Origin of the sequence: Gemmiger qucibialis (assembly GCF_027689445.1) — a bacterium.
Taxonomy (GTDB): Bacteria; Bacillota; Clostridia; order Oscillospirales; family Ruminococcaceae; genus Gemmiger; species Gemmiger qucibialis.
In genome coordinates this window covers 20,096-30,384 of record NZ_JAQFEN010000019.1, presented here as the reverse complement: position 1 = coordinate 30,384, position 10,289 = coordinate 20,096, and the positions used below count along the sequence as shown (strand labels likewise).

At 54.9% G+C, this 10,289-nt stretch carries 11 protein-coding genes; 6 read left to right on the top strand and 5 right to left on the bottom strand.

Going from position 1 to position 10,289, the window contains the following annotated elements:
* Positions 1–232: 232 nt before the first annotated feature.
* Positions 233–550, bottom strand: a complete 318-nt coding sequence (locus PG062_RS15250) for a hypothetical protein (RefSeq protein WP_270752925.1) — start codon at positions 548–550, stop codon at positions 233–235.
* 135 nt (positions 551–685) lie between these two features.
* Here PG062_RS15250 and PG062_RS15245 point away from each other — a divergent pair, with 135 nt between their 5' ends.
* The 3 genes from PG062_RS15245 (at position 686) to PG062_RS15235 (ending at position 4,064) form a co-directional block, all read left to right on the top strand.
* Positions 686–1,690 (top strand): nucleoid-associated protein, encoded by a 1,005-nt coding sequence (locus PG062_RS15245; protein ID WP_270752924.1) that lies wholly within the window; start codon positions 686–688, stop codon positions 1,688–1,690.
* A gap of 501 nt (positions 1,691–2,191) precedes the next feature.
* A complete protein-coding gene (locus tag PG062_RS15240) occupies positions 2,192–3,586 on the top strand; it encodes an MATE family efflux transporter (RefSeq protein ID WP_270752923.1) in 1,395 nt (464 codons plus the stop codon).
* A 166-nt stretch (positions 3,587–3,752) separates the two neighbouring features.
* Positions 3,753–4,064, top strand: a complete 312-nt coding sequence (locus PG062_RS15235; protein ID WP_333559438.1) for a GNAT family N-acetyltransferase — start codon at positions 3,753–3,755, stop codon at positions 4,062–4,064.
* Between the two features lie 438 nt (positions 4,065–4,502).
* On the opposite strand, the gene PG062_RS15230 is transcribed toward PG062_RS15235, so the two are convergent.
* The 3 genes from PG062_RS15230 to PG062_RS15220 form a co-directional block, all read right to left on the bottom strand.
* Entirely contained in the window at positions 4,503–5,060 is a 558-nt protein-coding gene (locus PG062_RS15230) for a DJ-1 family glyoxalase III (protein ID WP_270752922.1), read from the bottom strand.
* A 114-nt stretch (positions 5,061–5,174) separates the two neighbouring features.
* Positions 5,175–5,567 (bottom strand): hypothetical protein, encoded by a 393-nt coding sequence (locus tag PG062_RS15225; RefSeq protein WP_270752921.1) that lies wholly within the window; start codon positions 5,565–5,567, stop codon positions 5,175–5,177.
* Positions 5,560–6,318: an alpha/beta hydrolase gene (locus PG062_RS15220; protein ID WP_270752920.1), complete on the bottom strand. Its 759-nt coding sequence runs from the start codon at positions 6,316–6,318 to the stop codon at positions 5,560–5,562. Before PG062_RS15220 ends, PG062_RS15225 begins: the two co-directional genes overlap by 8 nt.
* 191 nt (positions 6,319–6,509) lie before the next feature.
* Here PG062_RS15220 and PG062_RS15215 point away from each other — a divergent pair, with 191 nt between their 5' ends.
* From PG062_RS15215 to rbr, 3 genes are all read left to right on the top strand, one after another.
* Positions 6,510–7,568 carry a PTS sugar transporter subunit IIC gene (locus PG062_RS15215; RefSeq protein WP_114000310.1) on the top strand — a complete coding sequence of 353 codons (1,059 nt, stop codon included), beginning with the start codon at positions 6,510–6,512 and terminating at the stop codon, positions 7,566–7,568.
* 4 nt (positions 7,569–7,572) lie between these two features.
* Entirely contained in the window at positions 7,573–7,827 is a 255-nt protein-coding gene (locus tag PG062_RS15210) for a hypothetical protein (RefSeq protein ID WP_270752919.1), read from the top strand.
* A 438-nt stretch (positions 7,828–8,265) separates the two neighbouring features.
* Positions 8,266–8,802 (top strand): rubrerythrin, encoded by a 537-nt coding sequence (gene rbr / locus PG062_RS15205; protein ID WP_270752918.1) that lies wholly within the window; start codon positions 8,266–8,268, stop codon positions 8,800–8,802.
* A 613-nt stretch (positions 8,803–9,415) separates the two neighbouring features.
* Here rbr and PG062_RS15200 read toward each other — a convergent pair.
* On the bottom strand, positions 9,416–10,273 hold the full coding sequence (locus tag PG062_RS15200; protein ID WP_270752917.1) for an amino acid ABC transporter substrate-binding protein: 858 nt from the start codon (positions 10,271–10,273) through the stop codon (positions 9,416–9,418).
* Between the last annotated feature and the right edge of the window lie 16 nt (positions 10,274–10,289).

The window sequence follows — 10,289 nt, the reverse complement described above, 5'->3', positions numbered from 1 at the left end:
CTTGTTAGATAGTATATCATACTGTCTAACAAATGGGGTGCTGTTCAAAAGCAGAGCTGTCAAAAGCTCTGCTTTTTTCGTATACACGCCAAATGGCATGTTATCCCTGTAGGGCGGGATGCCCTCATCCCGCCGCAGAGAAACCTTGCCGATTATGATAAACGCTGCAAATAATTTGTAGGGGACGATGCTTGCATCGTCCCGCTGCCGGGCCTTGCCGCAAACCCTGCACTCAATAAATCGCTTCCTCCCTCCAATGTGCCAGGCGGTGCACCGTTTCGTCATCCTCCACCCAGCCCTCCACGGGGCTGTCGGCGGCGTTGGGGGCGTAACTCTGCATCACGCCGGGGCTGCGCCCGGCCAGGTATTCCCGCGCGTTTTTCTGGCGGGCGGGCACCGGCGGCTGGCCGCAGCAGTCCGGCTTGGCGGGCTCGGCCTGCTTGGGTGTGTGGGCGGGCTGTTTGCGCAGGTCAATAATGCTGTTGGCGGTGTTCTGCTGCGTTTGGCCGCGGGCGGTGCCATCCGCCTGATGGGTGATACGGGTACTCATTCTGCATCCCTTCTTTCTACCCATCATGATTCCCGCCGCTATGGTCCCTTATGCGGGAAGGCAAAAATTGCCCTGTCCAACTTCGGCAAAATATGCTATACTGATAGTCCAATTCAAACCAAAGGAGCTGCCCCCATGGATGTCAAAATCAATCAGGTCATTTTACATATTCTGGATGCCGGCGCATCGGAACCGGTACTTTCGGACCGGCCGATGGAGCTGGATGCTGACCTTTATGAATATTTTTCCGTCTGCATTGAAAAGGCATTTGCCAGCGATGACAGCAAAAACTGCCGCTTTCTGCCGGATTCCCCCTTTTTGCAGGAGATGCAGCACAACGATGACTTTATTGACCTTTCGCGCCGTATTGCAGGTGTGATTTTTGAACAGCTGCTGCAATATCAGGGCATCCCCTCCGGTGACCTGGCCGTGGTGGACTGCGCTGTGGACGGTGTGCCGTTTTATGCGGTGCTTAAACTGAACTACCGCCCCGGCTTTACCCATGTAACCAACGTGATGGGCAACGGCCAGTGCAGCACCATTGCGCCGCAGCGCACCCTGCTGCCTGGCAACAGCAAGGCGGACGAAGCCGCGCTGATTGACCGCGCCAACCTGACCATTCGCCTGATTGAAAAAAAGGTGGCGCTGGACGATAAAAAAGACTTTTACCTTTCCACAAAAGTGTTTGCCTGCACCCAGGCCATGCCGGAAAAGGCCAAGCTGAAAGCCGTATGCGAAACCGCTGTGGCCGCCGTGCAGCAGGCCTACCCGGAGCCGGAACAGCTGGACGATGTGCCGCCCTTTGATGGCGGCACCGAAACCGCCGTGGAGCTGCTGGTACGCAACCAGGCGGTGGATAACACCATCTCGGTGGAGGATGTGCGCACCCGCATGGAGGAGCAGTATCCCCTTGCCGTGCCCGCTTTTGAGCAGGCGCTGGCGGATTCCGGCGTGGAGCGCAACGACCGGGTCACGGTCAGCCCGTCCCGCATCAAAAAGCTGGAAAGCCGCAGCTTTAAGACCGAATCCGGTATTGAGATCAAGATCCCCGCGGAACTGTGCAACAGCGATGATGCAGTGGAGTTCATCCACAGCGCAACGGGCGGGCTTTCGCTGCTGATCAAGGACGTTTTGGTGTAAAACTGGCAAATATATTGCCTTTTTGGGGCTGCCCGGTATAGGGCGGCCCTTTTGGTATAGAACAGTAAAAAACAATTTATTTTAATGGAATTTTCCACAAGGACAGTTCAATTTTGCAAATGGACGGCCCACAGCTAACTGCTTATAATGGTGGGAACGAAGAGAAAGCTTTATAAGGCAATACCGCACAATTCCCGCCTGACGGCTTAAGCACCGCTCCGGCGGCTACGGCACGGCATCTGCGTTGCCAAAATGCTCGATAATGTCGGGTTGCGGTACCCGCATCGTGCTTCGGGGGCAAAAACCCCTCGCACTCTGCGACCGCTGCCCCTGCTTCGGTTCGCTGCATCCGCCACTGGCGGCGCTCACCTTTGCAGCATCCAGTATTATCTGCGCTTTTGGCTTAGCATCTGCCGCACCTCGCTCACCGTATCGGCACTTAGAATTATGCGGTATTGCCATAAAGACATCTGGAAAAGTGAAAGGAACGTGGTTTGCGGCATGGCCAGCCATACAGGCAAAATTGATATGATCCGCGGTTCCATCATCAAATCGGCGGCACTGTTTGCCCTGCCGATCTGTGTGGGCAATATCTTGCAGCAGCTTTACGGCACGGTGGATACCCTTGTGGTGGGCAATTTCTGTGATTCCGCCGCGCTGGCGGCGGTGGGCACCGCCACACAGCCAATGGAAATTCTGCTGTGCGTGTTTTTGGGCATCGGCAACGGGGCGTCCATCCTTGTTTCTCAGGAAATGGGCCGCCGCAATGCGGATGGGCTGCGCATGCTGGTGCGCACGGCGGTATGGTTTTTGTATCTGTGCGCCATCCCGGTCACGATACTGGCAATGTTTGTCGGCCCGGCGCTGCTGCGGCTGATGCAGGTCCCGGCAGATGCCTTTGATTATGCGGTGCTCTACCTGCGGATCACGGCGCTGGGCACCCTGGGCAACCTTGGCTATAACATGAACGCCGGTATTCTGCGCGGGCTGGGGGACAGCCGGTCCACCTTGCTGTTGCTGCTGATCTCCTGCCTGACCAATATTGTGCTGGATGTTGCCTTTGTGGCGGTGCTGGGCATGGGTGTGGCCGGTGCGGCGCTGGCAACCACCATTGCGCTGTATCTTTCCTGGCTGGCCAGCATCCTGTACGCCCGCCGCAATTACGAGGGTTTGCAATTTCCTCTGCTGCCCCATGGCTATGATAAGGCGCAGCTGGCGGCCATCCTGAAAGTGGGTGTGCCGCTGGGGCTGAATAACTCGCTGTACTCGGTGGGGCATGTGGCGGTGCAGGCTGTGTATAATATGCAGGGCTCGGTGTTTGTGGCCGGGTGCTCCATTGCAGGCCGCGTGACTGGCATTGCCGGTATTGCCATCACCTCGTTTTCTTCTGCCGCGGTGGTGTTTGCCGGGCAGAACCTGGGGGCCGGCAACTACCGCCGTTTGCAGCGGGGCGTGGTGCAGATCACCTGCGCTGCCGGTGTAGTTACATTACTGATTGGCCTGGTGGCTACTGTGTTCTGCCGCCCGCTGCTAGGGCTGTTCAGCAGCGACCCGGCGGTTCTGGATGCTGCAGTGCGCTATACCTGGTGGGTGCTGCCTTTTATCTGGACTTATGCGGTGTTCAACTGCATGATGAGCTTTGTCAACGGTACCGGCGCGGTCAAATATACCACGGTGGTCAACCTGCTGATCCTGTGGGCCGTGCGCATCCCGGCGGCGTATATCCTGCATGCGCTGGGGTACGGCACTTCCTCCATGGCCTGCGTTTCCCTCAGCTATGCCGTGGGCCTGGTGGCCATGCTCGGTTATTTTTTGACCCCGGAATGGGGCAAACTGCGCCGCAAAGCAAAGGAACTGGGGGACGCGGTGACGGCGGAAACAGAACCGACACTGTAAAATATAAAATCAATAAAAGTCTGCAGAGAACTCCCAAAATGACAGAACGAATCATCGGCAACCAAATCCGGCTGCCCCCTATTATCGGAATGATGCGGTGTCCCTGCTGTGGTATCGGGACAGGGACGTCTGCAAGCAGGTGGATAACCGGGATGCACCATACGATATGGAACTTTTACGTCGCATGTACGATTATTTGAGCACCTACGGAGACTGCTACTATATCGAATACGAGGGCGAATTGGTCAGGGATGTTTCCCTGCAGGATAATGCGGAAATTGCCATTGTGGGAAGCAAAGTGTTCCAGAACCAGCACATCGGGCGGCGGTGCGTTTTGGAGATGATAAAGCTGGCAGGGGAAAAGGGGATGGAACGGGTAAAAGCCAATATTTACCCCTTCAACACGCAGAGCCAGCGGATGTTTTTGTCCGTTGGGTTCAAGAAAATAGATACGGAATGGTATGAATATCGGCTTTGAAAAGATTGTGGGGAATGGGCGGATGTAAAAATGAAGAGCAATTTATTTGTGAAATTGCTAATTGATATCTAATGCTACTATAGTATAATATACATTGAAGGGAGGTGAGGTGACATGCAGATGTGTCCTTTTTGCGATCATGTCTATGATGAATCAGAGTATAGCCATTGCCCGTACTGCTCTGGTGAATTGAATGAAGATGATGACGATGAAGATTAACTAATATTGGCATGATGTTCAAACTCAAAAATCATTAAAATTCTTACTAATTAAAGGCTTTGTATAGAGGCTTTACTGAGGTTAAATTTGCGTAAGCGAAGAAATTCTCAACAGCGCCTTTTGAACAATAAAGAAATATAAAACCCGCCAGCAGGCGGCAGCACAGATACGCTGCCGCCCGCTGGCGGGTTTGCATGTTTTATAACGTTTTACTTCAAATCAATACCGGTACACAATGCCCTGCTTGACGGCGTTGGATGCTTGCTGCCCGGCCAGGCGGCTGGCGAGGGCCAGCGCAAAGGGGATGGCCGCACCCAGCGCTTCGCCGGTAATGATGTTGCCGTCCAGCGTGATGGGCAGGCCGGTGTACTCGGCCCCGGCGGCGATCAGTTTATCTTCCATGCCGGGGTAAACCGTTGCCTTTTTGCCCTGCAAAATGCCGAACGCCGCCAACACAGACGGTGCGGCGCAGATTGCGGCCACGACCTTGCCTGCGGCGGCAAACTCGGTGCAGACCTTGCGCACCGTGGCATCGGCTTTCAGGTTGTCCACACCCGGAATGCCGCCGGGCAGGATGGCGGCATCAAAAGCGGAATAATCCAGTTCTTCGGCCAGGGCATCCGCCACAACGCTGATGCTGCGGGCAGATTTGACGATCTTTTCGCCGCCCACGGCAGCAATCGTTACTTCCACACCGGAACGGCGCAGCAGATCCACGCACAAAAGGCCCTCGCACTCTTCCAGGCCGGGCGCAAAAAAGATAACAGCTTTGCTCATACAAAACACTCCTTTACGAAATAATACAATTTGAATAATATAAAACAAATATACAAATATGACTAAAACTCTTCTGAATAATACAATCTGGAAAATACAAATAAAATATACGAATTAAAATGGGTGGAACCGCGCGACCAGCAGGCCAATGAACGGCAGGGGTGCGGCCCGGCGGCGCAGCGCCGTGATAAGCCCCACCAGCGAAAGCACATCTACCAGCAGCGTCAGGCTCAACGCAACCTGCTCCAGCACCGGAACAAACCCAAGCGCGGCACAGATGGTTGCCAGCATCAACACTATCAGCCCTTGGTTCAAGTGGAACCGTACAAATTCATCCTGCCGCCATTTGGTGCAGGCGGGAATTAAAATCAAAATGCTCAGGTAGCACAAAGCACCCATCCAGCGGGCCGTGCTGCTGACGGCGGGTTCTTCCGGCTGGGTGTGTTCCGCTTTGGCCGGTTCAGCAGGGGCAGCCGCGGGGGTGCTGCGCTTTTTCTTTTTACTCATACTTGCCACCAAACAAAAAGTCCATGCATGCAGGCACCTGCTTGGCCCAGCAGGCTTCGCAGTGGGTGCCGTCCGGCTGCATATAGGGGTCAACGGCGGCGCCCTTGCCCAGCAGCGCGCGGCATACTTCCAGCGCATTGGCGGTGTACTCGCCCAAAGCACCGGGCTTATCGCTCTCTTTTTCGCCCCAGCTCAGATAAACACGGGTGCCGGGGTGGATCGTGGCGTTGGCAATCTCCTGCCGCAGCTCCGGCATGCACAGCCGCACCGAGGGCGACAGGCACGCTGCTTTGGAAAACACTTTGTTGTAAGCGGTGATGGCGTACAGGCTCATCAGGCCGCCCATGCTGCTGCCGCCAATGGCCGTGTTGGCGCGGCCAGGCAGGGTGGGGTAGCGCTTGTCCATCATCGGCTTGAACTTTTTGGTCAGCCACTCCATGTATTCATGCCCCGTGCCCATAATGCCGCCGAACCAGTCCGACTGGTAGGGACAGTATTCTTCCAGCCGCTTGTTGCCCTCGTGGTTGCACTCCGGTGCGGCAATAATCCAGTTGGGGTGGGCGTCACAGTATTCTTTCAGCCCCCAGCAGGTGCCGTATGTGGCGGTGGAGTCAAAAAACAGGTTGTGGCCGTCAAACATATAGAGTACGGGATATTTTTTGCCGGAAGTCTGCCAGTCATCCGGCAGGTAAACAAAAGTCCGGCGGGTCAGCCCGTACGGGGTAATGCTGACATCAAACGTTTCAACCATACAAAATCTCCCAATTCCAGCAGGGCAAACGCCCGGCCAAAAGATTGGTATTATTGTACCGCAAAAACCGATCTTTGACAACCGCCCGCAATCTGCCCGCTCTTGGTGGAAAACTATTGTCATGATTTGTGTCTTGACACATGACAACTTCGGCGGTACAATGCTGAAAGATATCTGAGAGGAGCAAGAGTATGGGAAAGCTTAAGGAATTTTTGAAGCGCAAGGACGTTGTGTTCTCGGCGCATCGCTATGGCATCGATGCTATGGGCGCTATGGCTCAGGGCCTGTTTGCCAGTTTACTGATCGGCACCATCATTAAAACGCTGGGCGAGCAGATCGGCCTGCAGTTTTTGGTGGATGCCGGTACTTTCGCCCAGAGCGTGGCCGGGCCTGCCATGGCGGCTTCCATCGGTTACGCCCTGCACACCCCGCCGCTGGTGCTGTTCAGCCTGATCGCTGTGGGCAGTGCTGCCAACAGCCTGGGCGGGGCAGGCGGCCCCCTGGCCGTATACTTTATCGCCATTGTTTCGGCAGAGTGCGGCAAGCTTGTCAGCAAAGAGACCAAAGTCGATATCATCGTTACCCCGGCGGTCACCATTCTGGTGGGCACGGGTCTGAGTGTGCTGTTTGCCCCTGCCATCGGTGCGGCGGCTTCTGCGGTGGGCAGCGTGATCATGTGGGCCACTGAGCTACAGCCCCTGCTGATGGGCATTCTGGTTTCGGTGCTGGTTGGCATTGCGCTGACTTTGCCCATTTCCAGCGCAGCCATCTGCGCGGCGCTCAACCTGACCGGTCTGGCGGGCGGCGCTGCCGTTGCGGGCTGCTGCGCCCAGATGGTCGGCTTTGCCGTGATGAGCTTTAAGGAAAACGGCGTGGGCGGTCTGGTCAGTCAGGGCATTGGCACCAGCATGCTGCAAATGCCCAATATCCTGAAAAAGCCCCGCGTGTGGCTGCCGCCGATCATTGCTTCCGCCATTACCGGCCCCATTGCCACCTGCGTGTTCAAATTGCAGATGAACGGCCCGGCGGTTTCTTCCGGCATGGGCACCTGCGGCCTGGTGGGTCAGATCGGCGTGTACACCGGCTGGGTGGCCGATGTGGCATCCGGCGCAAAAGCGGGCATCACCGCCTTTGACTGGGCAGGCTTACTGCTGGTCAGCTTTGTTCTGCCCGCCGTGCTGTGCGCGGTGCTGGGCGCGCTGTTCCGCAAAAAGGGCTGGATCAAGGACGGCGACCTGAAGCTGGACTAAGCCAATGGACGTTCAGGAAGTGTGGGTGCTGCTGCAACAGCACCAGGGCGAGCAATTTTATACAGCAAAATGCCTGCCGTTTTGCTATATCATCCGTGGCGGCGAACTGTTTGTGGACCGCCGCAGCAAATCCATCACCATCTTCACCGTGGCGGCGGCCCTGCAAAAGATTGTGACCCGCCAGGCAGCGGGGGAGGCCATCACCGGCCCTAAAAAGATTGGCTGCTATGGTGCCAGCTGCTTATACCCGATGTTTTAAGGCAACACCGCACAATTCCCGCCTTGCGGCTTAAGCACCGCTCCGGCAGCTGCGGCACGGCATCTACGTTGCCAAAATGCTCGATAAGACATCCAGTATTATCTGCGCTTTTGGCTTGGCATCTGCCGCACCTCGCTCGCCGTATCGGCACTTAGAATTATGCGGTATTGCCTTAAATCTGGGTATCATTCCACAACCTGAAACGGGCAAAGAAATTTAAGACAATCAAAGAACTTTTTCGGCAGTGCCGGGCAGATTTCTGCCCGGCACTGGCTTTTTTACTAAAAATCGACGGATAAAATTTAATATCAAGTCTTAAAATTGTCTTTACAAATCTCAAAACTGTGCTATAATAAGGCTATAGAACAAGGCATAATATACTGATGCAAAAAGACTTTAATTCGGAATAAATCTTAAACTATGAATAAGGAGAATGTTATGAACAAGTATGCTGGTACCCAGAGCGAGAAAAACCTGATGACCGCATTTGCGGGCGAATCCGAAGCACGCAACAAGTACACCTTCTTTGCCTCCGTGGCCAAAAAGCAGGGTTTTGAGCAGATCGCAGCACTGTTTTTGAAAACGGCTGATAACGAAAAAGAACATGCCAAGCTGTGGTTCAAGGAGCTGAACGGCATCGGCGATACCGCCGACAACCTGAAAGCCGCCGCCGCGGGCGAAAATTACGAATGGACCGATATGTATGACAGCTTTGCCAAGACGGCTGAGGAAGAGGGCTTCCCCGAACTGGCTGCCCGGTTCCGCCTGGTGGGAGCCATTGAAAAGCATCACGAAGAGCGCTACCGCGCCCTGCTGCACAACATTGAAATGGCAGAAGTGTTTGCCAAGAGCGAAGTAAAAGTGTGGGAGTGCCGCAACTGCGGCCACATCGTGGTGGGCACCCAGGCCCCCGAAGTCTGCCCCACCTGCAATCACCCCCAGAGCTACTTTGAAGTCCACGCGGAAAATTATTGATGATGGAGAACCGCCCCGGAAAGCATAACTTTTCCGGGGCGGTTTTTGGTGTGGGAAAATGTATTTTATGGGGCTAAGAATGGGAAAAATAGTTGAGTGGGTGGTATCGCCCATAACGGGATTTCCCCCAAAGCCCCGGAACGCTCAAGACCGTTCCGAAACATTATGAATGATGCACGCTCTGCTGTAATGCCATGAACATTGCAAAAATTTGAAATATCTACATACCCAATGTTCCGGCGGGATCGGATGCCCCCATCCTACTGATATGATAAAGACAGATTGCCCAAGATGAAGGCTATTCCTGTCCCGCTGGATGATGCAAGTATCATCCCCTGCAAATTATTTGCAGCACTTATAAATGCGTGAACACTTCGTAGGGGGGCGCACATTGTGCGCCCGCCAACAATCTAAGGGTGATAGCGTTTCCACAAGGTATTGCACAAACCAAACATTCGCAGGCACACAATGCGCGCCTCTATGGGAATTTGCTCACCCGTAAAGAGTACATTTCCCAGGCAATCTACCGCTCATCAAACAAAAAATCTCCGCACCCCTTGCCAAACACAGCAGGTTACGGAGATTTTTTATGCTATATTGTGATTTTGTTAAATCAGTTCGCGCTGGGGGCCTGGCTCAGGTCGGTGCCAAAGTACTTCTCGCTGATCTCGGCAATGGTGCCGTCCTCGCGCAACTCATTGATAGCCTGGTTCAGAGCTTCGCGCAGGGTGGCGGTTTCATCGCCCTTGCGCACAGGGAAAGCAACCTGGGAAGCATCATTGGTCAAAGCCGCAATCTTGATGTTCGCATCGGGATGCTCTTTCAGGTAGTCAAAATAGGTTACTTCGGCGTTCAGGGTGGCATCCACACGGCCGTTCAGCAGCAGCTCAATGGTCTGGTTCAGGTCGTCCACGCCGGTGGTTTTGGCGCCATAGCTTTCGGCCAGTGTTGCATAGGTGCTGGAAATGGTGTTGGCGGTGGTCTTGCCGTTCAGATCCTCAAAGCTGTTGATGCTGTCATCATCGCTTTTTACAATAATGGCAGTGCGGATGTAGCAGTACGGGTCAGAAAAATCGTATTTCTGGGCGCGCTCTTCGGTAATTTCCACGCCGTTGGCCATGCTGTCATAGCGGCCGCCGTCCACGCCAGCCAGCAGGCCGTCCCATTCGCCCTCCACAAAGGTGGCCTTTACGCCAAGCTTTTCGGCAACCTTCTGGGCAACTTCAATGTCGAAGCCAACCAGCTGGTCGTTTTCGTCATGGTAGGTCCAGGGGGACCAGGTGCCCTCGGTGCCAAACACGATCTCGCCGCGCTGCTGAATCTGGGCCAGCAGATCGCCGGAGTTATCGGCGCTGGCAGCGGTTTCGCTGGAAGTATCCGCTACCGGTGCAGCAGAGGACGCTGCGGAGGAACCGCAGGCGGACAGCAGGGCGGCTGCCAGTACGGCAGCGGTCAATGCTTTCAGTTTCATATGTGCTTCTCCTTGG

Excerpts from the sequence above, each read along its gene's own strand:
- PG062_RS15235 (WP_333559438.1), top strand. The coding sequence starts at position 3,753 with ATGGAACTTTTACGTCGCATGTACGATTATTTGAGCACCTACGGAGAC.
- PG062_RS15200 (WP_270752917.1), bottom strand. The coding sequence starts at position 10,273 with ATGAAACTGAAAGCATTGACCGCTGCCGTACTGGCAGCCGCCCTGCTG.
- PG062_RS15215 (WP_114000310.1), top strand. The coding sequence starts at position 6,510 with ATGGGAAAGCTTAAGGAATTTTTGAAGCGCAAGGACGTTGTGTTCTCG.
- PG062_RS15250 (WP_270752925.1), bottom strand. The coding sequence starts at position 550 with ATGAGTACCCGTATCACCCATCAGGCGGATGGCACCGCCCGCGGCCAA.
- PG062_RS15240 (WP_270752923.1), top strand. The coding sequence starts at position 2,192 with ATGGCCAGCCATACAGGCAAAATTGATATGATCCGCGGTTCCATCATC.
- PG062_RS15210 (WP_270752919.1), top strand. The coding sequence starts at position 7,573 with ATGGACGTTCAGGAAGTGTGGGTGCTGCTGCAACAGCACCAGGGCGAG.
- PG062_RS15220 (WP_270752920.1), bottom strand. The coding sequence starts at position 6,318 with ATGGTTGAAACGTTTGATGTCAGCATTACCCCGTACGGGCTGACCCGC.
- PG062_RS15245 (WP_270752924.1), top strand. The coding sequence starts at position 686 with ATGGATGTCAAAATCAATCAGGTCATTTTACATATTCTGGATGCCGGC.
- PG062_RS15225 (WP_270752921.1), bottom strand. The coding sequence starts at position 5,567 with ATGAGTAAAAAGAAAAAGCGCAGCACCCCCGCGGCTGCCCCTGCTGAA.
- PG062_RS15230 (WP_270752922.1), bottom strand. The coding sequence starts at position 5,060 with ATGAGCAAAGCTGTTATCTTTTTTGCGCCCGGCCTGGAAGAGTGCGAG.
- rbr (WP_270752918.1), top strand. The coding sequence starts at position 8,266 with ATGAACAAGTATGCTGGTACCCAGAGCGAGAAAAACCTGATGACCGCA.